This window comes from Streptomyces sp. VTCC 41912 (genome assembly GCF_045799175.1).
Lineage (GTDB): Bacteria > Actinomycetota > Actinomycetes > Streptomycetales > Streptomycetaceae > Streptomyces > Streptomyces albulus_C.
On the sequence record NZ_JBJMAB010000036.1, the window covers coordinates 16,194 to 42,859 of the forward strand.

Annotated in this window: 19 protein-coding genes, 5 tRNA genes and 1 riboswitch; of the genes, 12 read left to right on the top strand and 12 right to left on the bottom strand. The window is 72.8% G+C overall.

Annotated features, from left to right (window positions below):
* The first annotated feature begins 29 nt into the window (after nt 1-29).
* The gene (locus ACJ6WD_RS33010; protein ID WP_233660400.1) at nt 30-1,313 is read left to right on the top strand and encodes a PrsW family intramembrane metalloprotease; all 1,284 of its coding nucleotides are present in this window, start codon (nt 30-32) and stop codon (nt 1,311-1,313) included.
* 84 nt (nt 1,314-1,397) lie between these two features.
* On the top strand, nt 1,398-1,700 hold the full coding sequence (locus tag ACJ6WD_RS33015; protein ID WP_026247493.1) for a hypothetical protein: 303 nt from the start codon (nt 1,398-1,400) through the stop codon (nt 1,698-1,700).
* 127 nt (nt 1,701-1,827) lie between these two features.
* Here the strand turns inward: ACJ6WD_RS33015 and ACJ6WD_RS33020 are convergent, their stop codons facing one another.
* Nucleotides 1,828-2,793 (bottom strand): aldo/keto reductase, encoded by a 966-nt coding sequence (locus ACJ6WD_RS33020; protein ID WP_233660398.1) that lies wholly within the window; start codon nt 2,791-2,793, stop codon nt 1,828-1,830.
* A 107-nt stretch (nt 2,794-2,900) separates the two neighbouring features.
* The gene (locus ACJ6WD_RS33025) at nt 2,901-4,289 is read right to left on the bottom strand and encodes a peptidoglycan DD-metalloendopeptidase family protein (RefSeq protein ID WP_407617113.1); all 1,389 of its coding nucleotides are present in this window, start codon (nt 4,287-4,289) and stop codon (nt 2,901-2,903) included.
* An 11-nt stretch (nt 4,290-4,300) separates the two neighbouring features.
* A riboswitch (cyclic di-AMP (ydaO/yuaA leader) is annotated at nt 4,301-4,457 on the bottom strand.
* Nucleotides 4,458-4,869: 412 nt separating this feature from the next.
* Here ACJ6WD_RS33025 and ACJ6WD_RS33030 point away from each other — a divergent pair.
* Nucleotides 4,870-5,988 carry a DUF2332 family protein gene (locus ACJ6WD_RS33030; RefSeq protein ID WP_407617114.1) on the top strand — a complete coding sequence of 373 codons (1,119 nt, stop codon included), beginning with the start codon at nt 4,870-4,872 and terminating at the stop codon, nt 5,986-5,988.
* A 34-nt stretch (nt 5,989-6,022) separates the two neighbouring features.
* On the opposite strand, the gene ACJ6WD_RS33035 is transcribed toward ACJ6WD_RS33030, so the two are convergent.
* The 5 genes from ACJ6WD_RS33035 to ACJ6WD_RS33055 form a co-directional block, all read right to left on the bottom strand.
* Nucleotides 6,023-7,162, bottom strand: coding sequence for a PP2C family protein-serine/threonine phosphatase (locus ACJ6WD_RS33035; protein ID WP_407617115.1), 1,140 nt, complete (start codon nt 7,160-7,162; stop codon nt 6,023-6,025).
* A 447-nt stretch (nt 7,163-7,609) separates the two neighbouring features.
* A tRNA-Lys gene (locus ACJ6WD_RS33040) sits at nt 7,610-7,685 on the bottom strand.
* Nucleotides 7,686-7,978: 293 nt separating this feature from the next.
* Nucleotides 7,979-10,138: a DEAD/DEAH box helicase gene (locus tag ACJ6WD_RS33045; protein ID WP_407617116.1), complete on the bottom strand. Its 2,160-nt coding sequence runs from the start codon at nt 10,136-10,138 to the stop codon at nt 7,979-7,981.
* A gap of 230 nt (nt 10,139-10,368) precedes the next feature.
* Nucleotides 10,369-11,058 (bottom strand): hypothetical protein, encoded by a 690-nt coding sequence (locus tag ACJ6WD_RS33050; protein ID WP_407617117.1) that lies wholly within the window; start codon nt 11,056-11,058, stop codon nt 10,369-10,371.
* Between the two features lie 220 nt (nt 11,059-11,278).
* Entirely contained in the window at nt 11,279-11,629 is a 351-nt protein-coding gene (locus tag ACJ6WD_RS33055) for a metallopeptidase family protein (protein WP_016578497.1), read from the bottom strand.
* 86 nt (nt 11,630-11,715) lie between these two features.
* Between ACJ6WD_RS33055 and ACJ6WD_RS33060 the strand changes: the two genes are divergently transcribed.
* The 4 genes from ACJ6WD_RS33060 to ACJ6WD_RS33075 all read left to right on the top strand — a co-directional run bounded on the left by ACJ6WD_RS33060 (nt 11,716) and on the right by ACJ6WD_RS33075 (nt 13,715).
* The gene (locus ACJ6WD_RS33060; protein WP_407617118.1) at nt 11,716-13,359 is read left to right on the top strand and encodes a metallophosphoesterase; all 1,644 of its coding nucleotides are present in this window, start codon (nt 11,716-11,718) and stop codon (nt 13,357-13,359) included.
* 83 nt (nt 13,360-13,442) lie between these two features.
* Nucleotides 13,443-13,515: transfer RNA gene (locus ACJ6WD_RS33065), tRNA-Glu, on the top strand.
* A 47-nt stretch (nt 13,516-13,562) separates the two neighbouring features.
* A tRNA-Asp gene (locus ACJ6WD_RS33070) sits at nt 13,563-13,637 on the top strand.
* 4 nt (nt 13,638-13,641) lie between these two features.
* A tRNA-Phe gene (locus ACJ6WD_RS33075) sits at nt 13,642-13,715 on the top strand.
* A gap of 167 nt (nt 13,716-13,882) precedes the next feature.
* On the opposite strand, the gene ACJ6WD_RS33080 is transcribed toward ACJ6WD_RS33075, so the two are convergent.
* A complete protein-coding gene (locus ACJ6WD_RS33080) occupies nt 13,883-14,962 on the bottom strand; it encodes an ABC transporter permease (RefSeq protein ID WP_407617119.1) in 1,080 nt (359 codons plus the stop codon).
* Nucleotides 14,963-15,189: 227 nt separating this feature from the next.
* Between ACJ6WD_RS33080 and hrpA the strand changes: the two genes are divergently transcribed.
* The 3 genes from hrpA to ACJ6WD_RS33095 all read left to right on the top strand — a co-directional run bounded on the left by hrpA (nt 15,190) and on the right by ACJ6WD_RS33095 (nt 19,825).
* Nucleotides 15,190-19,185, top strand: coding sequence for an ATP-dependent RNA helicase HrpA (hrpA, locus tag ACJ6WD_RS33085; protein ID WP_331248379.1), 3,996 nt, complete (start codon nt 15,190-15,192; stop codon nt 19,183-19,185).
* 106 nt (nt 19,186-19,291) lie between these two features.
* Nucleotides 19,292-19,366, top strand: a tRNA-Asp gene (locus ACJ6WD_RS33090).
* A 222-nt stretch (nt 19,367-19,588) separates the two neighbouring features.
* Nucleotides 19,589-19,825: a DUF6274 family protein gene (locus ACJ6WD_RS33095; RefSeq protein WP_376556264.1), complete on the top strand. Its 237-nt coding sequence runs from the start codon at nt 19,589-19,591 to the stop codon at nt 19,823-19,825.
* Nucleotides 19,826-20,355: 530 nt separating this feature from the next.
* On the opposite strand, the gene bldC is transcribed toward ACJ6WD_RS33095, so the two are convergent.
* A complete protein-coding gene (gene bldC, locus ACJ6WD_RS33100; RefSeq protein WP_003980577.1) occupies nt 20,356-20,562 on the bottom strand; it encodes a developmental transcriptional regulator BldC in 207 nt (68 codons plus the stop codon).
* A 502-nt stretch (nt 20,563-21,064) separates the two neighbouring features.
* Nucleotides 21,065-21,901: a hypothetical protein gene (locus tag ACJ6WD_RS33105; RefSeq protein ID WP_233660362.1), complete on the bottom strand. Its 837-nt coding sequence runs from the start codon at nt 21,899-21,901 to the stop codon at nt 21,065-21,067.
* Between the two features lie 190 nt (nt 21,902-22,091).
* On the opposite strand from ACJ6WD_RS33105, the gene ACJ6WD_RS33110 reads away from it, so the two are divergent.
* A complete protein-coding gene (locus ACJ6WD_RS33110; protein WP_233660361.1) occupies nt 22,092-23,210 on the top strand; it encodes a Glu/Leu/Phe/Val dehydrogenase dimerization domain-containing protein in 1,119 nt (372 codons plus the stop codon).
* A gap of 310 nt (nt 23,211-23,520) precedes the next feature.
* A complete protein-coding gene (locus tag ACJ6WD_RS33115; protein ID WP_016575266.1) occupies nt 23,521-23,769 on the top strand; it encodes a DUF3073 domain-containing protein in 249 nt (82 codons plus the stop codon).
* A gap of 119 nt (nt 23,770-23,888) precedes the next feature.
* Here the strand turns inward: ACJ6WD_RS33115 and purM are convergent, their stop codons facing one another.
* Nucleotides 23,889-24,959, bottom strand: a complete 1,071-nt coding sequence (gene purM, locus ACJ6WD_RS33120; protein ID WP_233660360.1) for a phosphoribosylformylglycinamidine cyclo-ligase — start codon at nt 24,957-24,959, stop codon at nt 23,889-23,891.
* Nucleotides 24,960-24,992: 33 nt separating this feature from the next.
* Entirely contained in the window at nt 24,993-26,552 is a 1,560-nt protein-coding gene (gene purF, locus ACJ6WD_RS33125; RefSeq protein ID WP_016575264.1) for an amidophosphoribosyltransferase, read from the bottom strand.
* Nucleotides 26,553-26,666 lie beyond the last annotated feature (114 nt).

Here is a 26,666-nt window from a genome sequence, read left to right on the forward strand (position 1 = left end):
CGCCGCCCGGCCCTCGCTAGGGTCGATGGGTGTACCCGTCACCGCCGCCGCTGCCCGCGCACTCAGCCGGCCCGTCGTCGTACACGCCCGCCGAGGTGCCCGACGGGCCGCGGCGCCGGTCCGCGCCCTGGCGCAGCAAGACCGTCCGGGCCGTCGCGCTGGCCGCGCTGCTGGCCCTGTCCGGCGTGCTCATCCTCGGCATCGTGCGGCGGCAGACCGGCACCGAGGGGTTGCTGGTCGGCCTCGGGCTGGCGGTCTTCCCGGTGCCGCTGCTGATCGCGGCGTTCTGCTGGCTGGACCGGATCGAGCCCGAACCCTGGCGGAACCTCGCGTTCGCCTTCGCCTGGGGGGCGTGTGCCGCGACCTTGGTCGCGGTCCTGGCCAACGGCTTCGCCACGGACTGGTTGGCGAACAACATCGCCTCCGCCTCACCGACCGACGCCCAGGCGTGGGGCTCGACCGTCGTCGCCCCGATCGTCGAGGAGGTGATGAAGGCCGCCGCCATCGTGCTGCTCTACCGCTTCCGCCGCCGTGACTTCGACGGCATCACGGACGGCATCGTGATCGCCGGGATCACCGCCACCGGATTCGCCTTCACCGAGAACATCCTGTACCTGGGCAGCGCCTTCGGCGAGGACCGCTCCATGGGGCACACCGGCCTGGACTCGGTGACCGCCGGCACCTTCTTCGTGCGGATCGTGGTCTCCCCGTTCGCCCATCCCCTCTTCACGATCCTCACCGGACTGGCCTTCGGGATAGCCGCGACCCGCTACCCGCGCCGCCGGGCCGCCCGCGCCGCGCTGGTCCTGCTCGGCCTGACCACGGCGGTCCTGCTGCACGGCGTGTGGAACGCCGCCTCCAGCCTCGGCGACGTCGGCTTCCTCACCGTCTACGGCGTGTGCATGGTGCCGGTGCTGCTGACCCTGACCTGGCTGGCGCTGTGGGCCCGCCGGCAGGAGTTGCTGTCCGTGCGGGTCTACCTCGCCCCGTACACCGCCGCCGGGTGGCTCGCCCCGCCCGAGCCGACCGCGCTCGCCTCGCTGCGGACCCGCGCCCTGGCCCGCGATCTGGCCCGCCGGACCCACGGCCCGGCCGCCGCCCGCGCCGTCACCGCCTACACCACCCTGGCCACCGCCCTCTCCTTCCACCGCCGCCGCGCCCACCTGACGGGCCCGTCCCCGGACTTCGCCGCGCGGGAGCGCGAACTGCTGGAGCTGCTGTGGCAGTACCGGACGTGGGCGGGGCCGGCGCTGCTCCAGGCGTGGGCGTGCGGCACCGGCGCACCCGGCCAGCGCGCCGGTGACCAGCGCTGATCGCCACGCCTGACGGTGCTTCCGGGCGCCGCGCCGCCCGCGCGTAGGCTCGTGGGAGTTGTCCGTGAAAGGGAGGATTCTGCGATGGCTGGGATACCGACGAGTGTGGTGGCGGCCACCGGTCTGGTGGGCGGTTACGGCGTGGCCCGGTGGACCAAGAAGCGGCCGTTGGGCGGGGTGGCGCTGGCGGCGGCCGGTGCGGTGGCCGCCCGCGGCTGGCAGCAGAAGGCCGGCACGAAGGCGGCCGCGGCGCTGAGCGGCGCCTACGTGGCGGCGTTCGCGGGGTCGCACCCGCTGGCCAAGAAGATCGGGGCGTGGCCCTCGGTCTTCGCGGTGGCGGGCGGCGTCGCGCTGGCCTCGTGGGCGGTGGCGGATCGGCGCGGCTGACGGCCGGCCACGCCCGGTCGACACGGCTGCGCCGGGTGCGGCGGACGGTGCGGGGCGCGGCTGAGCACGCCCCGCACCGTGCGGTGTGCGGCGCCGTACCGGCCCGCCGCACCGCATCCGCCTCGCGTCAGGCCGACGCCTCCGTGAGGAGGGCCAGTTCGACGTCGGTGAGGGTGAGCTCGGTGACGGCCAGCAGGGCCGGGAGCTGCGCCAGGGTGCGGGCGCTGGCGATGGGCGCCGCCACGGTGGGCTGGGCGGCGAGCCAGGCGAGGGCGACGGTGGACAGCTCGGCCTCGTGGGCCGCGGCGACGGTGTCGAGGGCCTGTAGGACGCGGCGGCCGCGGTCGGTCTCCAGGTACTCGGCGGCCTTGCCGGCGCGGGCGCTGTCGACGCTGCTGCCGGGGCGGTACTTGCCGGTCAGGAAGCCGGAGGCGAGCGCGTAGTACGGGACGGCGGCCACGCCGTTGCGGGCGGCGACGTCGGCGAGTTCGCCCTCGTAGGTGTCGCGGGAGACCAGGTTGTAGTGCGGCTGGAGGGCCACGTAGCGGGCCACGCCCTCGCGGGCGGAGAAGTCCAGCGACTCCTGGAGGCGCCGCGCGGAGATGTTGGACGCGGCGATCTCCCGGACCTTGCCCGCGCGCACGAGGTCGTCGAGGGCGGTCAGGAACTCGCCCACCTCGACCGATTCGTCGTCGTAGTGGGTGTAGTAGAGGTCGATGTGGTCCGTGCGCAGCCGGGTCAGGGACAGGTCGACGGCGGTCTTGATGGTGGCGGCGGACAGGCCCTTGAGGTCGGGGTGGGCGCCGACCTTGGTGGCGATCACGACGTCGTCGCGGTTGCCGCGGGCGGCCAGCCAGTTGCCGAGGACGGTCTCGGACTCGCCGCCCTTGTTGCCCGGCACCCAGGCGGAGTAGACGTCGGCGGTGTCGATGAAGTTGCCGCCGCCGGCGACGTAGGCGTCGAGCACTGCGAAGGACTCGGCCTCGTCGGCGGTCCAGCCGAAGACGTTGCCTCCGAGGCAGAGCGGGGAGACGGACAGCGAACCGAGCGGCTTGGGCGTGGGGGCGGAGCTCTGGGCGTGTGTCACGGTCATGCTCCGTGCCAACGCCGGGGTACGCGGAGTTGTTCCCTCCGCATCCGCCCGACCGCGGGGAGTCGTTCCCCCTCGGCCGGGCGGTCGGCTCCGGCTCCGTGCGCCCGTCAGACCGTGACCCCGCGGTCGCGCAACCAGGGCAGCGGGTCCGTCGGGGCGCCGGCGTCCGGGCGGACCTCCAGGTGGAGGTGGGGCGTGGTGGCGTTCCCGGTGGCGCCGACCCGGCCGATGACGTCGCCCGCGTGCACCCGCCCCGTCGTCTTGACCATCGAGGACAGGTGGCAGAACCAGAGCTGCGTGCCGTCGTCGAGGGTGAGGACGATGCGGTAGCCGTAGCCGCCGGCCCAGCCCGCCTGGGTGAGGGTGCCGTCGTGCACCGCCCTGACCAGCGTGCCGGTCGGGGCCGTGAAGTCCTGCCCGGTGTGGTCCGCGGCCCAACGGTCGCCGGCCTGCCCGAAGCCGGTGGTGAGGGTGTACGAGGAGACCGGGGCGACGGCGGTCCCCGCCCCGTCGGCGGGCCGGTCGTCCGAGGCCACCGGGCGGGCCGGCGACGCGGGCGCAGCCGGCTCGGCCGCCGCGTCGGATGCCGTCCCGGATGCCGCGTCGGGCGCTGCTTCGTCCGCCGGGCCGGCGTCCGGTCCGGCGTCCCGTGCGGCGTCCGGTCCGGCGTCCGCATCGCTGCCGGTCTCGGCCTCCGTGGCCCCCGGTCGGCCGTCGGCCTGCTGGAGGATGCGGTGGCGCAGCGCCTCGGCGGGCCCCGCGCCCGGCGCGCCGCCCGCGGTGGCGGCGTCGCCCTGCGGACGGGACGCGGCGGGGCCGACCGAGGGGGCGGAGCCCTCCGTTGCGGAGTCCGTGCCGGCGAGCGTCGCGACGGGCGCGGCACCGGCGTCGGCCGCGCGGGGGCCGGCGTCCTGGAGGGCACCGGTGGCGTCGTCGACCACGCCACCGGGGTCCGGCACCGATATCGGCACCGGCGGCCGGTCCTCGGCCGCGGCCACCCCGCTCGCGCCGACCGCCGCGATCACGCCGACGCCCAGCACCGTGCCGCCGCGCGCCAGCCCGCCGCTGCGCTGCTTGGCCACCCGGTGCTTGCCGCGGACCGGCCCCGCCGATGCGTCGCCGGCGTCCGCACCGGCGGGGCCGGCCGACGGCTCGGCGCCGCCCGGCGCGCCCTGGGGCGGCGGCTCCGGCGTCAGCAGGTCGTGGGAGAACACCTCACCGGGGGGCCGCTGTCCCGGGAACTGGCCGTACGGCGAGGGGACTTGGGGCGCTCCAGCGGGAGCTGCGTCGTCGGTCGGGCCACCGACAGCGGGGACTGCGCTGACGTCGTCGGGGCCGCTCACGGCAGTGGGGGCGGGAACGCCGGCGGGGTCACCGACGGTCGTGGGAACGGGGAAGCCGGCGGGGCCGCCGAAGCCGACCGGGCCACCGAAGTCGGCGGGGCCACCGAGGCTGTACGCGGACGGAGCATGGGGGGCGGGCCTGTTGGACGCCACGGGGGCGCACTCCTTTCCTTCCTTCTCGCCTACCGGGTTAGCTGACGGGTTCGGAGCAGGAAGGTCTCCTACCGGCACCCCCTGGCGAGAGGCGCCCGATTCACCCCAAGGTGGTGGTTCCCCGGTTCCCTCTACTCAATTCCCTGCAATTCCAGGCGGATCCGACAGGACCCCCGGAACCGGCCGATCCAGGCGACTCGACTCGGGTCGAGGACGCGGGTCGCGCCGTGCGGAAAGCCGGCTCGGGCGGGTGGCTCAAGGGTCGTTCTGGAGGTGCGGGAACAGCGCGTGCAGGATTCGGCGTCGGCGCGCGGTGCCGCCATTGGCGACGGCTGGGACGACCGCGCTCCGTTATCGGACAGTAATAGAGACGGTGCGGGAAATCCAAGCGTTCCCACGAATCCGCGGGGGTTCCGCAAGCCCCCCGAAGAAGCTCTGGCGTGGACTTTTACCCCCAGTCCGACCGCAAACAGGGCGAGTTGGCGCGGCATCGCCAAACGATCTCGCGGCGATTGTGCGCCAGTCGTTATGCGGAGGGACGCCCCGCAGTTACGGAACGTGAGGGCGGTAACGTCGCCTCATGGTCGTCAACGTCGCGAACACCGGAAGCACCGTCAACACCCCACGGGACGTGGCGGTTCGGTACCGGGAGTTCTCCTGGCACGAGGCGCGGGGCCGGTCCGACGCGCACGAGGAACTCTCCGCCCGGATCGGACAGGACGACGAGATCTGCGAACTGCTGGCCCGTTCGCTGCCCTCGGGGAACAAGCAGCAGCCGAACCTGCTGCTCGCCGCGGTGCGCTACCTGGACGGCCCGCACGCCGAGGCGGGCCCGCGCGGCGAGGCGGCGTACGGGCGGTGGCGCGAGTGGACGGTCCGGCACTGGGACGAGGTCCGCGCGGTGATCATGCGGCGCGCGACCCAGACCAACGAGCCGGCCCGCTGCGCCGCGTTACTGCCGCTGCTGGCCCGGCTGCCCCAGCCGCTGGCCCTCCTGGAGGTCGGGACGTCGGCGGGGCTGTGCCTGCACCCCGACCGGTACCGCTACCGGTACGTCCCCGACGGACCTCCCGGCATCCACGGGGAACCGGTCGAGGCCGGCGCCCCGGACAGCGCGGTCACCCTCACCTGCCGCACCAGTGGGGCCGCGCCCTGGGACGACGGCGCGACGGTGCCGCCCGGCGCGCGGCCCGAGGTCGTCTGGCGCGGCGGCATCGACCTGGAACCGCTCGACCCGGTCGGGACGCCGGACGACCTGCGCTGGCTGCACGCCCTGGTGTGGCCCGGCGACGAGGCCCGGGCGGCACGGCTCGCGGCGGCCGTCGAGGCGGTCCGGGCGTCGCCGCGGCCCACGGTGGTGCGCGGCGACCTGATCGACGAACTGCCGGCGCTGGCCGCCCGGGCACCGGCCGGGGCGACGCTCGTCGTCTTCCACAGCGCGGTGCTGCACTACCTCCCGCCGGCCCGACGCGAGGAGTTCGCCGGGCTCGTCCGGTCGGTGCTGGCCGAACGGGACGGCCCGGGTCACTGGATCTCCCAGGAGCACCACGGCGTGCTGCCGTGGATCACCGCGCCGGAGCACCGGTCCCTCGGGCCGGGGGACCCGATGCTGCTGACCCTCGCCCTGGACGAGCGCCCGGTGGCCCTGACGGGGCCGCACGGCCAGAGCATCCACTGGTTGCGTCCGCCGCTGCCGTAACCCGGCCGCCCCGCCCGTTCACCGGCGCCCCGCGCTACGCCTCCAGGGGCCGCTGGACCGCCAACAGGGCCATGTCGTCGGCGGGGCCCCCGCCGGTGTGCCGGGCGACGTCCTCGACCACCACGTCCAACAGGTCCCCGGGGCCGCTGAATTGGCTGCCGCGCAACCGGGCGCACGGGTCGTAGAACCGCCCGGCCCGGTCGCGGGCCTCGGTCACCCCGTCGGTGAACAGCAGCAGCAGCGCCCCGGCGGGGAAGAACGTCTCGTCCGCGCGGTCGGGCCACCCGGCCACGTCGCCCAGTCCCAGCGGCAGCGCCGCGGTGGACGGGGGCAGCTCCCGTAGGCCGCCGTCCGGGGTGAGCAGCAGGGGGGACGGGTGGCCGCGGTTGAGGATGCGCAGCACGGACTGGTTCCCGGCGGGGACCTCCGCCAGGACGGCCGTGGTGAAGCCCTCGTCCTGGTCCAGGCCGGCGCGGCGCCCGCCCTCCCGTTCGATCGCCCGTTCCAGCCGGCTCGCCACCGCCTCCAGGGTGGCCTCCTGCTCCGCCGCCTCGCGGAAGGCCCCGACCACGACGACCGCGGCCTCGACGGCCTCCAGCCCCTTGCCCCGGACGTCGCCGACGATCATCCGCACGCCCTGCGGGGTGTCCTGGATGGCGTGCAGGTCACCGCCGATGCGGGCACCGGCCCGGGCGCCCACGTAGCGGGCGGCGACCGCCAGGCCGGCGAGGGTGTCGGGGGGCGCCGGCAGCACGGCCCGTTGGGCGGCCTCGGAGACGTCGCGCACGGAGGCGAGCCGGGCGTCGCTGCGCCGGACGACCCGGTTGATGCCGAGCGCCATCAGGGCCACCACGACGACCGTGATCGCCTCGGTGGCGGACTGGTGGTAGTCCTCGGCCCCGTGGTACGTGGCGAGCAGGACCTCGGTGACGACGGCGGCCAGGGCGGTGCCGGCGGTGGCCCGCAGGGAGTACAGCGGGGCGGCGACCAGGGGGGCGGCGGAGAGGAACGGGGCCGCGGTGTACTGGGGCGGCGTCACGAGGTCGAAGAGCACGCCGCCGCCGATGAGGACGGCGGGGAGCCAGCGCGCCAACGGCCGCCCCCACGAGGACATCTGGTTGCGGCGCGCCCGCCGTTCCTCCTCGCCCGTGCGGTTCCCGCCGCCTCGCACCATCCGCACCGGCCTCTTCCCAGTCCGCCCGCCCGGTGGCGTCCGGCGCGGGTCACGGCACCGCCGTGCTCCGCCCGCACGCCCCGTTCCGACTCCGGATCCGTCCGCGCCCCGGTCCGCCCGGCGGCGCACCCGCCGGGTCCCAGCGCAGCGCCGTTGCCGGGTACGTGGCACGCGCCTGCCAGCCACGCGCCACGCCCGCCGGGTGCGTCCTGACCGCACGCGCTCCCCGAGGCACTGCCGGTTCAAGGCTTGCCGGCACCGCGCCGCCCGGCGAGTCCTCCTGCGCCGAACGGGGGAGGAACGGGCTGGGGCCGCCCCGCCCCCTAAGGGTCCTCCCCACCGGGTTCCGGCACCGCCCCGGGAGCACCCCGCACGCACAACGAGCGGCGCCCCGACCGTCGTACCGGTCGGGGCGCCGCTCTCCGTCGGAGCACCGCGTGCTCCACCTGGTGGGCCATCAGGGGCTCGAACCCTGAACCAATGGATTAAAAGTCCACTGCTCTGCCAATTGAGCTAATGGCCCGCACCGAGCAGCATAGCCGGAGGACGCGCCGCAGCCCGAAGGCATCGGGGATCTGGCCGATCAACGGCGTGCCGCAACCGGTGCCGGACGCCCCCGATTCCCCGGCCACGGCTGCTTCCCGGGCGCCACGAGCCGCCCGCGTCCCCCGCCGACTGCGCCGACCCGCAGCCCGTCCCGGCCGCCCGCAGCACGTCAAAACCCAGGGCCCGTACGGCACTTCGATGCCGTACGGGCCCTGGGCGGGTGGTGCGGGTCAGCGACGGGTATCAGCCACGCCGCCGGTCACGGCCGACTCAGCCGTTGCGCTTCCAGCGCGGCTTGTCCTCGCGACGGCCGAAGCCGGAGGCACTGCCAGAGGCGCTGCCGGAGCCGCGGTGGTCGTCGCGCCGGCCGTAGGGGCGGTCGCCGCCGGAACGGTAACCGGAGGACGGCCGGCCGCCGGAGCGGTCGTCGCGGTTGAACGGACGGTCGCCGCCGGAGCGGAAGCCACCGGTGGGACGGCTGCCGGAGCGGTCGTCGCGGTTGAACGGACGGGCCGGGCGCTCGCCGCGGTCCCGGTGGAAGCCACCGCGGTCGTCGCGTCGGTCGTCACGGCGGTCGAAGGAACGGCCGCCGCGCTCGTCACGACGGTCGTCGCGACGGTCGAAGGAACGACCACCGCGGTCGTCACGACGGTCCCGGTCACGGTCCCGACCGAAGCCACCGCGCTCGTCACGACGGTCGTCACGGCGGTCGAAGGAACGACCACCGCGGTCGTCACGACGGTCCCGGCGCTCGAAGTTGCCGCGCTCGTCACGACGGTCACGACCGGCGCCACCGCGGTCGTCCCGGCGCTCGGGGCGACGGTCGCTCGGCCCGGCCTGCGCCGGCACGGTGGCCTCGGTCGCCGCTTCCGCAGCCGCCTCGGCGGCCGCCTGCGCGGTCACCGCCAGCGCCTCCGCCGGGTCCTCGCCGCGCTCGCGGGCGGCCCGGGCGGTCAGCCGGTCGGCCTCCTCGCGGAGTTCGGTGGCGCGGCGCTGCAGCCGCTCCAGCTCCTTGGTGAGGACGCTGACCTCGCGCTCGGCCTGCTTGGCGGTGTTGTTCGCCGAATCGGCCTGGACCTCGGTGAGCGAACGCGCACCGGTGATCCGCGCCAGTTCCTCGTCGAAGGCACCGGCGCCGCCGACGATGTGACGCGAGGCGTCGACGCCCGCGTCCTCCATCAGGCGGAAGATCTGCCGGCGCTGGTGCGGCAGCGACAGCGAGACGACGGTGCCGGACTGGCCGGCGCGGGCGGTGCGGCCCGAGCGGTGCAGGTAGTCCTTGTGGTCACCGGCCGGGTCGACGTTCAGGACCAGGTCGATGCCGTCGACGTGGATACCGCGGGCGGCGACGTCGGTGGCGACCAGCGCGTTGAGGTAGCCGTCCTTGAAGTCCGCGAGGACCCGGGTGCGGGCGCCCTGCGTCATGCCGCCGTGCAGCGCGTCGGCCGTGACGCCGGCCTCGATCAGCTGCTCGGCGACCCGCTCGGCGCCCAGCTGGGTGCGGACGAAGATGATGGTGCGGCCCTTGCGGGCGGCGATCGCGGCGGTGACCGGCGCCTTGTCCTTCGGCTTCACGACGAGGACGTGGTGGGTCATGGTCGTGACGTTGCCCTGGGCGCTGTCGACCTCGTGGCTGACCGGGTTGGTCAGGTAGCGCTTGACCAGCGTGGAGATCTCGTTCTCCATCGTGGCCGAGAACAGCATCCGCTGGCCGCCGTCGGGCACCTGGTCGAGCAGCTCGGTGACCTCGGGCAGGAAGCCCAGGTCGGACATCTGGTCGGCCTCGTCGAGGACGGCGACCTGGACGTCCTCCAGGGAGCAGGCGCCGCGGTTGATGATGTCGCGCAGCCGGCCCGGGGTGGCGACGAGGATGTCGACGCCGCGCTCCAGGGCGTAGATCTGGTTGCCCATGGACGTACCGCCGCAGACGACCTTCATCTTCAGGCCGAGGACGTCGCCGTAGGGCTGGAGGGCGTCCGCGACCTGCATCGCGAGCTCACGGGTCGGGGTGAGGATGACCGCGCGCGGCTTCTTCTTGTCGGTGTGGCCGTCGGCCAGGCGGGCCAGGGTCGGCAGACCGAAGGAGAGGGTCTTGCCGGAGCCGGTGCGGCCGCGGCCCAGGATGTCCTTGCCGGCCAGCGCGTCCGGGATGGTCGCGGCCTGGATCGGGAAGGGGGTGGTGACGCCGTTCTGCGCGAGCTTGCGGACGACGCCCTCGGGGAGTCCGAGGTCCGCGAACGTCACGGTCTGGGCGTCGTCGTCCTCGGCGGCGTCGAGGGCCTCAGCAGCGGCCTCGGCGGCCTCAACGGCCTCGGCCTCGACGGCGTCCACCGCCGGCGTCAGCTCGTCGGTGACGACCGCCTGGGTCTCGGTGGGCTCGGGCTGCTCGTCGTTCGCGGGCAGGGCGGACTGATCAAGGGAAACGGACATGCGAAATGCGAAACCTTCCGGAGTCTCGGCACGCGCCCACAACTCCGTGTGATTTCGCAAAGACCGCCTCTATGCGGTCAGCCACGGCAAGGGAGAGAACGCGCCACACGGCGCGCTGTTTTCAGGCGCCGGGCAAATGGGATCAAACGATCTACCACCATACGCACCCTTCCCCCCGCAAGGCAAATGAGCCCGACCGCACCCCACCCCCGCCGGCCCCGCTCGGACCCTCAGGCGTCCCACTCCACCTGCGGCGACACCCCCGCGGACAGCGATGCGGAGCCGCTCCCCGGCACCGGCGAGCGCGCGGCCGACGACGCCGCAGCCGTGGACGTCCCTGCCGCCCCTGCCGCCCCCGACGACTTCGGGGAGAGCTTCGGGGACAGGGGCGACGGTCCGGACGCCTGCGCGCCGCCGGCCGGTGACGCGGGTCCGCCCGACGGCCCGGCGGGCGGGGCGCTCGGCGTGCCGGGGGCCGGTGCGCTGGGCGGGGACGACGGGTGGGCGGAACGGGACGGCGAGGGCTGTGCCGGGCCCGCGGGGCCGCCCGGGCCGGGGGGCCTGCCGTGCGCCGGCCCCGGCTCGGGGCCGGACGGCTGGGCGGGTTGCGGGGGCGCCACCGGGGCCGACTGCGGCGCGGACGGCTCGGGGCTCGGCGAGGCGCCGGCGTCGCCCTCGCCGGCCGGCCCGGCGCCGCCGTCCGCCGGCCGCGCGGGCCCGCCGTGGCCCGCCCGGTGCGGACCGCCGCCCCGCCCGTCGACGGTCAGCCCGCCTGGGCGGTGGGGCCGCCCCTTCTCGTCGCCGTGCCGGGCGGTGCTGCCGGACGGCGTGGGCTGTCCGGGATCGCTGACGCTCATGCAGCCGGCCAGCGAGGCGGCCAGCGCGGAGACGGTCACCGCGGCGGCCGTGACGCGCGCCATCGAGCGCCCGGCCGCCCCGGCGGCCCCTCTGCGGGCGGCGGCCCCGGGCGGGGACGGATCGGGGACGGACTGCGGACGAGGGGGCATCGGGCACACGGGCGGGACCTCCGGATCCGGGGCGCGGGACGGCGTCGGACGCCCTGCCCAACTCCCGCCCCCCGGCGGAGGACACGCGGCGGCGGACACCCGCACCGGATCCGGCCGGCGCGGGCGGGGGTCGTCAGCCGTAGCCCAGCGCGTGCAGCCGCGCGTCGTCGATCCCGAAGTGGTGTGCGATCTCGTGAACGACCGTCACCTCGGTCTCCGCGACCACGTCTTCCCGCGTGTCGCACATCCGCAGCGTCGGACGCCGGTAGATGGTGATCCGGTCCGGCAGGACGCCCGCGTACCACTCGCCGCGGTCGGTGAGCGGGGTCCCTTCGTAGAGCCCGAGCAGGTCGGGATCGTCGGCCGGCGGTTCGTCCTCGACGAAGACCGCCACGTTGTCCATGAGCCGGGTCAACTCCGGCGGGATCCGGTCCAACGCCTCGGCGACCAGTTCCTCGAACTCCTCGCGCGTCATTTCCAGCACGCCCCCATTGTCCGTCACCGCCGCCCGCCCGCGGGCGGAACCGGCCCGTCCCGCATGACGGCCGGCACAGCGGGCATAGGGGACCAATGGCCCGCGCCGCGCGCTCCCGGACACCCCGCCCCGACCCGCCAGGCCGCCTCCGCCTCCGCTTCCCGGGCCCCCGCCGCCCCGGTCGCCGGAGCCACCCGGCCGCACCCGGGCCCCCCGGCGCCGGACGGCGCTCACCGACCGTCCGCCGCGCGGCACCCGGCGCCGCGCCCGGGCCGTCCGCCGGCCCGTACGCCCGGGCCCTCGGCCTGCTGGCCGTGAGCGTGCTCGGCGCCTGGCTGGGGCTGTTGGCCCTCGGCGGGGTGCGGGCCCCGGTCGGCCCGGTGGACACCAGCATGGCGCTGCGCCCGTCCCTGGCCGGCGGCACCCGGATCACCGTTCCGCCGCTGGGCGACCTGGAACTGGACAGCCACGCCGCCCCGATCCGCCTCGACGTGGACGTCGACCGGCTGGACCCGGCGCGCTCAGCGGAACTGGTCGACCACCCCGAACGGTTCGCCGGCCTCCAGGCACAGGTCACCCACGACGTGCTGCGCGGCGCCGCCGGCCTGGTGGTGGCCTCCTGCGGCGCGGCGGTCGGCGGCGCGACCGCGCTGGGCCTGGTCGTCTACCGGCGGCCGCGCCGCGCACTGGCCGCCGGCGGTCTCGCCCTCGCCCTGCTCACCGCCTCCGGCGCCACCGCGTACGCCACCTGGAACCCCCAGTCCGTACTGGAGCCGCGGTTCTCCGGACTGCTCTCCTCCGCCCCGTCCGTGGTCGGCAACGCCCGCAGCATCGTCAGCGAATTCGACGTCTACCAAAAGGAGTTGGCGCGCCTGGTCACCAACGTCAGCAAGCTCTACGACACCGCCTCGACCCTGCCCGCCTACCAGCCCGACCCGACCACCCTGCGGGTGCTGCACGTCTCCGACATCCACCTGAACCCGGCCAGCTGGCACCTCATCGCCTCACTGGTGAAGCAGTACCGGATCGACGTGATCATCGACACCGGCGACACCATGGACCACGGTTCGGCCGCCGAGAACCACTTCCTGGACCCGGCCTCCACCCTGGGCGCGCCGTACGTCTGGGTCCGCGGCAACCACGACTCGCGCGGCACCCAGCGCTACCTGACCGCCCGCAAGCACGTCACCGTCCTCGACGGCGGGCGGGTCGCCCAGGTGGCCGGGGTCCGCATCGCGGGCGTCGGCGACCCGCAGTTCACGCCGGACCGCTCGGTGGCGCCGGCCGGCGACGCGGCCGAACGCACCGCCGGCGGCCGACTCGCCGACGCGCTGCGCACCCAACGACTCGCCGGCACCCCGGTCGACATCGCCCTCGCGCACAACCCGACCGCGGTGACGGAGACCGACGGCCTGGTCCCGCTGGCGCTGGCGGGCCACGTCCACCACCGCGAGATCACCACGCTCCCCCAGGGAACCCGGCTGATGGTCGAGGGCTCCACGGGCGGCGGCGGGCTGCGGGCCGTCCAGGACAAGCAGCCCGCGCCCGTCCAGGCGTCGGTGCTCTACCTGGACCGCACCACCAAACGGCTCCAGGCGTGGGACGAGATCACGCTGGGGGGACTGGGCCTGACCCGCGCCGAGGTCAGCCGTCACCTGCCCCGCGAGAACCGGCCCGCGGCGCCGGGCGGCACCCCGTCAGCCGACCCGTCGGCGACGGCTTCCGACGGGCCCGGGTAAACCGTTTTGGCGAACGGTCCTCCCATCCCATATGCTTCTCACGTCCCCGACGGAGCCGGAAACGGCGCCAAGGCGGGCCATCAGCCCTCATCGTCTAGTGGCCCAGGACGCCGCCCTTTCAAGGCGGTAGCACGGGTTCGAATCCCGTTGGGGGCACGCACCACCGTGTGCGAGACTGGTGCAAGCCACCTCGCACAATGCAAGGTCCTGTGGAGCAGTTTGGAGTGCTCGCCACCCTGTCAAGGTGGAGGCCGCGGGTTCAAATCCCGTCAGGACCGCTGCGGCTGGGTAGCTCAGTTGGTACGAGCGTCCGCCTGAAAAGCGGAAGGTCGCCGGTTCGACCCCGGCCCCAGCCACACCCATTGGGAGAAGGTCCCGGTTCATCTGAACCGGGACCTTCTTCTTTGTCGGGTTCTTTGTCGGGTTCTTTGTCGGGCATTCCGCAGGTCCGAGAAATCCGTGCCGGAGCGGCCGGGTGGGAAGTTCCGCCCCGCTGGCGGGCCCGCAGAGGACAGCCGCCGGTTCAGGCGTCGGCGGCGTGCGCGGGCGGCGGGGACGGTTCGCGGCCGCCCGGGTGGCGGTGCCGCCAGCCCCAGAAGACCGCGCAGGAGAGCGCCGACCAGCCGGCCAGCACCAGGAACGGGAAGGCGTGCTGGTGACCGCCGAAGTAGACCGCGGTGTGCTGGGCGTTGACGGAGGCACCCGGTGGCAGCCAGCGGCCGATCTGGCCGAGGGCGGACGGCAGCAGCGGCCAGGAGACCGCGCCGCCGGACGAGGGGTTGCCGAGCAGGACCATCAGCCCCCAGGTGGGGATCATCGCCCAGCGGCCCATGAGGGTGTTGAACATCGTGAAGACCATGCCGGACGTGAACATGGTCAGCGCGAGGATCATCCAGGACTCGACGAACGGCAGCCGGAGCGCGCCCAGCCACCAGTCGGCCACCGCGGCGATGGCGAAGCCGCCGAGCAGGGCGTTGGCCACGGTGAAGGCGGTCCGTTCGGCCGGGTTGAGGGCGCGGGCGTGCACGCTGAGCTGGATGGCGCCGACGAAGCCGATGATCACGGCCGCCAGGGAGATGTAGAAGAGCGCCAGCCCCCGCGGATCGCCGTGCTGCAGCGGTGTGACGTCGCGGACGGTGACGGGCACGCCGGTGGCCGGTCCGACCTTCGCGGCGGCCTCGGACAGCAGTTGGGCCACCGACGCGCCCGAGGCGCCGGAGACGTCCAGCCCCACCCCGCGCCCGTGGGCGCGCAGCACCGCGAACTCGCGCTGCTCGTCGACGGCGTTCCGGGCGTCGGCGTAGGTGGCGTAGTCGGTCAGTTGGAGGGAGGCGTTCAGGGCCTGCTCCATGCCGGCGACGAAGGCCCGCTGCTGCGGGGCGGCGGGGGTGGTGACCACGGCGGTGGGGATGTGGCGCGGGGCCGGGTTGGCCATGGCGTAGGTGTACGAGCCGGCGAAGAGGCCGGCCGCCGCGGCGAGGATGAACATCAGCACGACCGCCGGGAGGAAGGGCGATGCCGTGAAGGCCGTCCACCGCTGCGACCAGCTCCGGGGCCGGCCGTGTGCGCCATGGGGAGCGGCGTCCTCTTCATGATCACGCATGCCCAACACGCTAAAGCACCCATGTCGGACATACCGCTCGGGATCTTCCGAGCCGAGCGGGCCGGCTCCCGCCGCGGCCCATCGGGGGGTTCCGGGCCGTCCCGGCCGCGGCGCCGGCGCGCGCCGGGCCCGGGCCGCGACGATCACCGCAGGTGGGGGCGCCGGACCGGCCGCCGCCGGCAAATCGTTCGCCAGTCTTTTCCGCGAGGTGAGATCCTGGGGGACGTATGTCCAGTCAGCCTGCCTCCGCCCCGTCCGACGGCGCCGCCTCCACGCTGCCCTCCCTGCTGAAGCGACTTCCCGAGCTGATGCTGCGCGACCAGCAGCGGCTGGGGCGCCGACTCGACGGCGCGCGCCGGATCCGCAAGCCCGAGGCGCGGGCCGCGGTGCTCACCGAGATCGCCGCCGGCCTCGACGAGGCGGAGCTGCGTGTGGCGCAGCGGCGCGAGGCGATGCCCGCGGTGAGCTATCCGCCGGAACTCCCGGTCAGCCAGAAGAAGGACGAGATCCTCGCGGCCATCCGCGACCACCAGGTGGTGATCGTCGCGGGCGAGACCGGCTCCGGGAAGACCACCCAGATCCCCAAGATCTGTCTGGAGCTGGGGCGCGGGGTCCGGGGCCTGATCGGCCACACCCAGCCGCGCCGGATCGCGGCCCGTACGGTCGCCGAGCGGGTGGCCGAGGAGCTGAAGACCCCGTTGGGCGAGGCGGTCGGATGGAAGGTCCGCTTCACCGACCAGGTCGGCGGCGACACCCTCGTCAAGCTGATGACCGACGGCATCCTGCTCGCCGAGATCCAGACGGACCGCGAGCTGCAGCAGTACGACACGATCATCATCGACGAGGCGCACGAGCGCAGCCTCAACATCGACTTCATCCTGGGGTACCTGGCGCAGCTGCTGCCCAAGCGCCCGGACCTGAAGGTGGTCATCACCTCCGCGACCATCGACCCCGAGCGGTTCTCCCGGCACTTCGGGGACGCGCCGATCGTCGAGGTCTCCGGGCGCACGTACCCGGTGGAGGTGCGGTACCGCCCGCTGCTGGAGGAGGGCGGCCAGGACCCCGACCGCGACCAGATCACCGCGATCTGCGACGCGGTGGACGAACTCCAGGCCGAGGGCCCCGGCGACGTCCTGGTCTTCCTCTCCGGCGAGCGCGAGATCCGGGACACCGCGGACGCGCTCAACAAGAAGAACCTGCCGGCGACGGAGGTGCTCCCGCTGTACGCCCGGCTGTCGCACGCCGAGCAGCACCGCGTCTTCCAGCGGCACAGCGGCCGCCGGATCGTGCTGGCCACCAACGTCGCCGAGACCTCGCTGACCGTCCCGGGCATCAAGTACGTCATCGACCCCGGCATGGCCCGGATCTCGCGCTACAGCTTCCGCACCAAGGTGCAGCGGCTGCCCATCGAGCCGGTGTCGCAGGCCAGCGCCAACCAGCGCAAGGGCCGCTGCGGCCGGACCAGCGACGGCATCTGCATCCGGCTGTACTCCGAGGACGACTTCCTGACCCGCCCGGAGTTCACCGACGCGGAGATCCTCAGGACGAACCTCGCCTCCGTCATCCTCCAGATGACCGCGGCCGGCCTCGGCGACATCGAGAAGTTCCCGTTCATCGACGCGCCGGACCGCCGCAACATCAAGGACGGCATCGACCTGCTGCGCGAGCTGGGCGCGCTGGACGCCACGCAGAAGGACGCCCGCAAGCGGCTGACCCCGCTGGGCCGCAAGCTCTCCCAGCTGCCGGTGGACCCGCGACTGGCCCGCATGGTGCTGGAGGCGGACCGCAACGGCTGCGCCCGCGAGGTCATGGTGATCGCGGCGGCGCTGTCCATCCAGGACCCGCGCGAGCGCCCGTCGGACAAGCAGCAGCAGGCCGACCAGCAGCACGCCCGCTTCAAGGACGAGACGTCGGACTTCCTGGCGTTCCTCAACCTCTGGAGTTACGTCCGCGAGCAGCAAAAGGCGCTCTCCTCGTCCGCCTTCCGCCGGATGTGCCGCACGGAGTTCCTGAACTACCTGCGGATACGCGAGTGGCAGGACATCTACACGCAGCTGCGCACGGTCGCCAAGGGCATGGGCGTCCACCTCAACGAGACGGACGCGGCGCCGGACCACATCCACACGTCATTGCTCGCCGGTTTGCTTTCGCACATCGGACTCAAGGACGCGGACGCCAAGAACGAGTACCTGGGCGCCCGCAGCGCGAAGTTCGCGGTGTTCCCCGGCTCCGCCCTCTTCAAGAAGCCGCCCCGCTGGGTGATGTCCGCCGAGCTGGTCGAGACCTCCCGGCTGTGGGCGCGGGTCAACGCCCGGGTCGAGCCGGAGTGGATCGAGCCGCTGGCCGAGCACCTCGTGAAGCGGACCCACAGCGAACCGCACTGGGAACAGAAGATGGCCGCGGTGATGGCCTACGAGCGGGTGACGCTCTACGGCGTCCCGATCGTGGCCCAGCGCAAGGTCAACTACGGGCGGATCGACCCCGAGGTCTCCCGTGACCTGTTCATCCGGAACGCCCTGGTGGAGGGCGATTGGCGCACCCACCACCAGTTCTTCCATGACAACCGCAAACTCCTCGGCGAAGTCGAGGAGTTGGAGCACCGCGCCCGACGCCGCGACATCCTCGTCGACGACGAGACGCTCTTCGACTTCTACGACCAGCGGATCCCCGCGGACGTGGTCTCCGGGGCGCACTTCGACGCGTGGTGGAAGAAGAAGCACCGGGAAGAGCCGGAGCTGCTCAACTTCGAGCACTCGATGCTCATCAACGAGTCGGCCGAGGCGGTCACCAAGGACGACTACCCGGACTCCTGGCGCCAGGGGAAGCTGAAGTTCAAGGTCACCTACCAGTTCGAGCCCGGCGCGGACGCGGACGGCGTCACCGTCCACGTCCCGCTCCAGGTCCTCAACCAGGTGGCCGCCGAGGGCTTCGACTGGCAGATCCCGGGCCTGCGCGAGCAGTTGGTGACCGAACTGATCCGTTCGCTGCCCAAGCCGATCCGCCGCAACTACGTCCCGGCGCCGAACTTCGCCGCCCGGTTCCTGGACTCCACCGTCCCCCTCCAGGGCGCGCTGACGACCTCGCTCGCCGCCGGCCTGCAGCGGATGGTGGGGGTGCCGGTGGAGGCCGCGGACTTCGACCTCGCCAAGGTCCCCGACCACCTGAAGATCACCTTCCGGGTGGTCGACGAACGGCGCCGCAAGCTGGCCGAGGCCAAGGACCTGGAGGCGCTGCGGCTCCAACTGAAACCGAAGACCCGCGCCGCCATCTCCCGGGCCTTCGAGCAGGCCGCCGAGCGTCCCGGCAAGGACCGCAGGGGCGACCGGGGCGAGACCCCGCCGGCCGGCCCGGAGCAGCGCACCGGACTGACGTCCTGGACGATCGGCACGCTGCCGCGCACCTTCGAGACCCGCCGCGCCGGCCAGCCGGTGAAGGCGTACCCGGCGCTGGTCGACGAGGGCAGCAGCGTCGCGGTGCGGCTGTTCGACACCGAGGCCGAGCAGCTGACGGCCATGTGGGCCGGCACCCGCCGCCTCATCCTGCTCAACGTCCCCGCCAACCCGGCCAAGTTCGCCCAGGACAAGCTGAGCAACCAGCAGAAGCTGGCGCTCTCCCGCAATCCCCACGGCTCCATCGCGGCGCTCTTCGAGGACTGCGTGACCGCGGCGGCGGACCGGCTGATCGCGGCGCGCGGCGGTCCGGCCTGGGACGAGGAGGCGTTCCGCAAGCTCTTCGACGCGGTGCGGGCCGACCTCGTCGACGCGACGCTGAAGACCATCCAGCAGGTGCAGGAGGTGCTGGCCGCCTGGCAGGCGTGCGAGCGCCGGCTGAAGGCGACCTCGTTCGCGTCCCTGCTGCCGTCGCTGACGGACGTCAAGGAGCAGCTGGCGGAGCTGATCAAGCCGGGCTTCGTGACCGCCCACGGCGCCAAGCGGCTGCCGGACCTGATGCGCTACCTGGTCGCCGCCGACCGCCGCCTGACGCAACTGCCCACCAACGCCGAACGGGACCGCAGCCGGATGGCGAAGGTGAAGGAGATGCAGGACGAATACGCCTGGCTGCTGGAGCAGTTCCCCCAGGGACGCCCGGTGCCGGCCGCGGCCCGGGAGATCCGCTGGATGATCGAGGAGCTGCGGGTGAGCTACTTCGCGCACGCCCTGGGCACCGCGTACCCGGTCTCCGACAAGCGGATCATGAAGGCGGTGGACGCCGCGGCGCCGTAGCCGAGCCGAGCGCCGGGGCGGCAGCCGGGACCGAGTTCGACCGCACCCCCTGACCTGCTGTAGAGTCTTGCTTCGCAGCCCGCCGCAAGCGGAAAGCGAAGATCAAGGTCCTGTGGAGCAGCTTGGAGTGCTCGCCACCCTGTCAAGGTGGAGGCCGCGGGTTCAAATCCCGTCAGGACCGCATTTCACGGCCCGCACCGTTCTCCGGTGCGGGCCGTTGTGTTGTCCGCCGCGTACGGGGATTCCCTGGTTCCCCGTCGCGAACCGCCGCCCCCGTGGAAGGTGGCGCGAGGTGGCCCGAAGGCCCCGCCGGGCACGGGGCGAGGCGTGCGGCCGTCTTGACGGCGACACCTGCCGCCGGTACTCACTCACCAAGAGGCGTGGGGCCTGGAGGTGGCGTGCGATGACGACCGAGGTACGGCACGAGACCAGGGCGCTGTTGCGCGCCCATCTGTCGGCGGCGCTGCGCTACGGCTACCGCCACCTGACCCGGCAGTGCCCCGTCTGCCACCAACTCCTGCGGCTCGCCATGGAGCCGCACGACGCCCGCTCCGGGCCCGTGGTGCCCCCGAGCGCCCCCAGCCCCTCCCGGGCCGCCTGCGAGCCGCCGGCGGAGGACGAAAGTCCCGGCCTCCGGTGACCAAGGACGCCTGCGCCACCGGCTACGCGGTGAAAGGCTGTTGAGGCAAGAACGGCCAAAAGGCGCTATACCCCAGCACCGTTCACCGTTCAAGAACTCAGGGATGTGACGGGAGTCACCGAACAAGTTTCACGGGATGGGGAACTTACCACCCAGTGACAACGGGTCAATTTAATATGTGCAATTGCACCACCCTCCCAGCATCCCCAAAGAAGACCGCCAGGTCTGGTCTGGCGGCCCCCCTCAAAGCCCCTGAGGAGGGCGTGGCGGCCCTGTTGGAGTCGACCGGCGCCAGGGTGACCCAAGCGTCGCGAGCGGCCCGGGAGCGGGCGCACACAAAAAAGCGATCGCGCCGGACCCGGCGGAGTCCAGCGCGATCAATGACGTACCCGGAGGGGGTGTGACGCCTGTTGGGGCAGGCACCGCGTCGTATGGAGCTGTGGTGGAGCGTGGTGAAGCAGGTGGAGCTGTGCACAAAAACGGGCGTTTCCGGGTTGGGGGGCCCGAAAACAGCCTGGTTATGCGGTTATTCAGGACTCGCTGCGCTGCTGCGGGATACCCGCGAGCAGCGCGCGGACCTCAGCCTCGCGGTAACGCCGGTGCCCTCCGAGCGTACGGATGGACGTGAGCTTGCCTGCCTTGGCCCAGCGGGTCACCGTCTTCGGGTCCACGCGGAACATCGTGGCGACCTCGGCGGGGGTAAGCAGCGGCTCGGCGTCAGGGGTGCGAGCGGTCATGAGCGGCCTCCTCGGGAGAACCGAACCATCACGGTTCTTTCCTCTAAATTCTGCACCTTGACCCACGTTGCCCGAAATGGCGGACGCGGGCCGAGTCGGTTATAGGACGAACGGCTTGTCCTCGGCACTACAACTACACCATCTGTCCAGCCACGTCGGCCAAACCGATGGAATTGCCCTCTCAGGTGTTCAACCTTGGCGGATGCCGATGGACCATGCCATAGCGGACAGTCACACCCCCGTGACGATCAGTCACAACGTGATCAGCCGCCATGAGACCCCCCAAGGAGCGCAATACCGATCTATCCGCCCTTAGTTGGACGGAAGGAGCCCAAGTCAGGCTCCTTGTCCTATTTTGGCACGAGGGTGCACCTTGAGAGCAAGACCCGAAGTCAGTGCTTTAGGTCACGCTTGGGGTAATAGCCCGGATCAGGACCTACGTCCCGTACGTCCGATCAATGGGGACTCCGCACCCGGCAACTCCGCCCCGGGCTCACGGCGTTCAGCTGGAGAACTGGCGTTCGCGCACCGCGCTCCACCGCTGCGAGAGCTTCTCGTACGCGGCACCGGCCCGCTCGCCGTCCCCCTCGCGCAGCGCCGCCAGCCCCTCCGCCACCTCCGCGGCGGAACGGTCCTCGACGAGCTGCCCCTCGGGCACCGCGTGCACCAGCCCTCCGTAGTCCAGCTCCACGAGCGAACGCGGGTGGAAGTCTTCGAGCCAGCGCCCCACATCTACCAGGCCGTCGATGAGAGGCCCCTCCTCCAGGGCGTCCCGGAGCGTGCGCAGTCCGCGCGCGACCCGTCGGCGCGCCTGGACCATGGGCGTGCGGTAACGCAGCGCGGGCGCCGGGTCACCCTTCGCATACTCCCGCTCGTCGTCGTCGAAGAGGACGAACCAACGGACCGGGACGTGCCAGGTGGCCGCGCGGATCCAGGGGCGCGCGTCGGGGTTGCGCTCGCGCCAGCGCTCGTAGTCGGTGGCCGCCTGGCGGCGCACCACCGGGGGCAGCGCGGCGTCCAGCACCGAGGCCGGCAGCAGCTCCTCCAGGGCCTCCAGTGCCTGCCAGCCGCGCAGCCGGGTCCGCCAGGGGCAGACGCAGGTCACGTCGTCCACGACGGCCACGAAGGCGTCGCCGCTCTCGTGGACCGGCACCGGCACAGGCGGGGTCGGCAGCAGGTCGGCCAGCGCCCGGCGCTGCTCGTCCTCGGCCGTGGGGGTGACCTCGCGCGTGGCGTAGCGCGCCCAGTAGGAGCGCTCCGGCTCGGGGAACGCGGCCAGCGGCTCGTAGACCCGCAGATACGCCACATACGGGACCCGCACCGATGACGCCAAGGCCACGCCCGCTCCTCCAATGGAATGCCCACCGACCGGAGTTGCCCACCCCGCCCGGCCCGGATACGGCAGATCGTCCCACGCCCGTCCCCCGGGAGAGGGTGATCCTCCCGACCTGACCGATCAACCCGCCCTCCAGGACTTACGCTCGTCCCAACCGGCCCTCCCCACCCGCAGGAGGGCGTCCTCCGCGACTATGGGAGTCACCACAGTGACCGACGTACGTCCTGCCGCTGCCGACGCCACCGGCGGCGTCCTGCAGACCCTGTTCCGCACGGAGCAGGGCGGCCACGAGCAAGTCGTTCTCTGCCAGGACCGGGCCAGCGGCCTCAAGGCCGTGATCGCCCTCCACAGCACCGCCCTGGGCCCCGCCCTCGGTGGCACCCGCTTCCACCCGTACGCCTCCGAGGAGGAGGCGGTGCTGGACGCCCTGAACCTGTCGCGCGGGATGTCGTACAAGAACGCGCTGGCCGGGCTGGACCACGGCGGCGGCAAGGCGGTGATCATCGGTGACCCCGAGCTGATCAAGACCGACGAACTGCTGCTCGCGTACGGCCGGTTCGTGGCGTCCCTCGGGGGCCGCTACGTCACCGCGTGCGACGTCGGCACCTACGTCGCCGACATGGACGTGGTCGCCCGGACGAACCGGTGGACCACCGGCCGGTCGCCCGAGAACGGCGGCGCCGGCGACTCCTCGGTCCTGACCGCCTACGGCGTCTTCCAGGGCATGCGCGCCTCGGCCCAGCACCTGTGGGGCGACCCCTCCCTGCGGGACCGCAAGGTCGGCGTCGCGGGCGTCGGCAAGGTGGGCCACCACCTGGTCGAGCACCTGCTCAAGGACGGCGCCGAGGTCGTGATCACGGACGTCCGCACCGAGTCGGTGGACCGGGTCCTCGACCGGCACCCGCAGGTCACCGCCGTCGCCGACACGGCGGCGCTGATCAGCACCCCGGGCCTGGACGTGTACGCGCCGTGCGCGCTGGGCGGGGCGCTGGACGACGTCACGGTGCCGGTGCTGACCGCGAAGGTGGTGTGCGGCGCGGCCAACAACCAACTCGCGCACCCGGGCGTGGAGAAGGACCTGTCCGACCGCGGCATCCTCTACGCACCCGACTACGTCGTGAACGCCGGCGGCGTCATCCAGGTGGCCGACGAGCTGCACGGCTTCGACTTCGACCGGTGCAAGGCCAAGGCCGCGAAGATCTTCGACACCACGCTGGCGATATTCGCTCATGCGAAGGCCGATGGCATCCCGCCGGCGGCGGCGGCCGACCGGCTCGCCGAGGCGCGGATGGCGGAGGCCCGCAGGGCCTGACGGCCCCCGGCCCACGTGGCCGGAAACACACCCTTGTGCGGCCCGCCACGGGTAGTTGGGGAGACATCCCTCACCACCCGTCGGCGGGTCGCCGTACGGGACAGGTTAAAATCGCAGTTGACCAGCGTGGACGGGGCGCCGCGCCGGTCGTGCCGAGCGGTGGGTGATGCGGGCGACGTACCGTATGGCCGCAGAAGCAGGTACCGTTAAAGCCCTACGGACCGGTCTCTCTGTCGAGAGCCCGCTCTGAATCATGAACGCGTGTCAAGACTCTGGGGCCGACGAGCCCCGTCACTGAGGGGGTCGACCCATGGGGCGCGGCCGGGCCAAGGCCAAGCAGACAAAGGTCGCCCGCCAGCTGAAGTACAGCAGCGGTGGGACGGATCTCTCGCGACTGGCCGACGAGCTTTCAACGCAGTCGAACCAGCAGCCTCCGAATCGAGAGCCGTTCGAGGGCGAGGACGAGGACGACGACCCGTACGCGCAGTACGCAGAACGGTATAACGCCGACGACGACGAGGAAGAAGGCCACTCCTCGAACCAGCGTCGTCGCGCCTGACATTCTGCGCGCTCGCGGGATTCATAACATCATTACGGACCCGGTCCAGGGAGTGCCCAGGACCGGGTTCTGTGCTGCCCCGGGGGCCGCCGGGCCGGCGACCCCCCGCCACGGCGGTGTCAGCTCGCGTAGTCACCGGTGAGGGTCACTGCCTCCGCGTGATCGCCGCGCTCGACGATCTCGCCGCTGACCCAGGCGTCCACGCCGCGGTCCGCGAGGGTCGCCAGGGCGACGTCCACCGACTCCTGGGGGACGACGGCGATCATGCCGACGCCCATGTTCAGGGTCTTCTCCAGCTCCAGGCGCTCCACCGCGCCGGCGGAGCCGACGAGGTCGAAGATGGCGCCCGGTGCCCAGGTGCCGCGGTCGACCGTGGCGTGCAGGCCGTCCGGGATCACCCGGGCCAGGTTGTTGGCCAGACCGCCGCCGGTGACGTGCGAGAAGGCGTGCACCTCGCAGGTGCGGGTCAGCGCCAGGCAGTCCAGCGAGTAGATCTTGGTGGGCTCCAGGAGCTCCTCGCCGAGCGTGCGACCGAGCTCCGGGACCTCCTGGTCCAGGGACATGCCGGCCCGGTCCAAGAGGACGTGGCGGACCAGGGAGTACCCGTTCGAGTGAAGTCCGGAGGACGCCATCGCGATCACCGCGTCGCCCGTACGGATGCGATCCGCGCCCAGGACCCGGTCGGCCTCGACCACGCCGGTGCCGGCACCGGCGACGTCGAACTCGTCCTCGCCCAGCAGGCCCGGGTGCTCGGCGGTCTCGCCGCCGACCAGCGCGCAGCCGGCCAGCACGCAGCCCTCGGCGATGCCCTTGACGATCGCCGCGACCCGCTCCGGGAAGACCTTGCCCACGCAGATGTAGTCGGTCATGAACAGCGGCTCGGCACCGCAGACGACCAGGTCGTCGACGACCATCGCGACCAGGTCGTGGCCGATGGTGTCGTAGACGCCCATCTTGCGGGCGATGTCGACCTTGGTGCCGACGCCGTCGGTCGCCGAGGCCAGCAGGGGTCGCTCGTAGCGCTTGAGCGCGGAGGCGTCGAAGAGGCCGGCGAAACCGCCGAGCCCGCCGACGACCTCGGGGCGGGTGGCCTTCGCCACCCACTTCTTCATGAGGTCCACGGCGCGGTCGCCGGCTTCGATGTCGACACCCGCACTCGCGTAGCTGGCACCGGTGGATTCAGCGGACATGGCTGAGAACTTTCGTTTGGGTGGGTACGAGCTCTACGGGCGCCGCAGTGCGTCGGCGCCGCCGATCCCGGCGGTGAGCGTCTGGACGCCGTCCACGTCGGACGCGGCCGGGGTCTTGGTCTCGGACTCCAGGAGGTGCTTGCCCAGCAGCTCCGGGTCCGGCAGCTCCATCGGGTACTCGCCGTCGAAGCAGGCACGGCACAGCTTCGGCTTGTCGATCGCGGTCGCCTCGATCATGCCGTCGATGGAGATGTACGCCAGCGAATCGGCGCCCAGCGACTTGCCGATCTCCTCGACGCTCGCGCCGTTGGCGATCAGCTCCGCGCGGGTGGCGAAGTCGATGCCGAAGAAGCACGGCCACTTGATCGGCGGCGACGAGATCCGGATGTGGACCTCGGCGGCGCCGGCCTCGCGCAGCATCCGGACCAGGGCGCGCTGGGTGTTGCCGCGGACGATCGAGTCGTCGACGACCACCAGGCGCTTGCCGCGGATGACTTCCTTGAGCGGGTTGAGCTTGAGGCGGATGCCGAGTTGGCGGATGGTCTGCGAGGGCTGGATGAAGGTCCGGCCGACGTAGGAGTTCTTGACCAGGCCGGAGCCGTAGGGGATCCCGCTGGCCTCCGCGTACCCGACGGCGGCCGGGGTTCCGGACTCCGGAGTCGCTATCACCAGGTCCGCGTCGGCGGGCGCCTCGGCGGCCAGCTTGCGGCCCATCTCCACCCGGGAGAGGTAGACGTTGCGACCGGCGATGTCGGTGTCCGGCCGGGCGAGGTAGACGTACTCGAAGACGCAGCCCTTGGGGCGGGCCTCGGCGAAGCGCGAGCTGCGCAGGCCGTTCTCGTCGACGGCGATCATCTCGCCGGGCTCGATCTCGCGGATGAAGCTGGCGCCGACGATGTCCAGGGCGGCCGTTTCGGAGGCCACCACCCAGCCGCGTTCGAGGCGGCCGAGCACCAGCGGGCGGATGCCCTGCGGGTCACGGGCGGCGTAGAGGGTGTGCTCGTCCATGAAGCACAGCGAGAAGGCGCCCTGGACCTTCGGCAGGACGCGGGGCGCGGCCTCCTCGACGGTCAGCGGTTTGCCGTCCTCGTCGACCTGGCCGGCCAACAACGCGGTCACCAGGTCGGTGTCGTTGGTGGCCGCGACCTGGGTGGCCCGGCCGCCCTCGCGGGGCAGCGCGGCGACCATCTTGGCCAGCTCGGCGGTGTTGACCAGATTGCCGTTGTGGCCGAGCGCGATCGAACCGTGCGCGGTGGCGCGGAACGTCGGCTGCGCGTTCTCCCACACCGAGGCACCGGTAGTGGAGTAACGGGCGTGGCCCACGGCGATGTGGCCCTGGAGGGAACTGAGGGAAGTCTCGTCGAAGACCTGGGAAACCAGGCCCATGTCCTTGAAGACGAGGATTTGGGAGCCGTTGCTCACCGCGATGCCCGCGGACTCCTGTCCACGGTGCTGCAGCGCGTACAGCCCGAAGTAGGTGAGTTTGGCGACCTCTTCCCCCGGGGCCCAGACTCCGAAGACGCCGCAAGCGTCCTGGGGGCCCTTCTCACCGGGGAGCAGGTCGTGGTTGAGTCGTCCGTCACCACGTGGCACGCCCCAGAGTCTAGGGCAGGTCGCGGATTCATCCGAACCGGGGATGGCCTGCGAGCTGGAGGAGTGCATGAACGGGGCGTTAAGCATGCTTGACGTGCCCACGGCCGCCCGGCC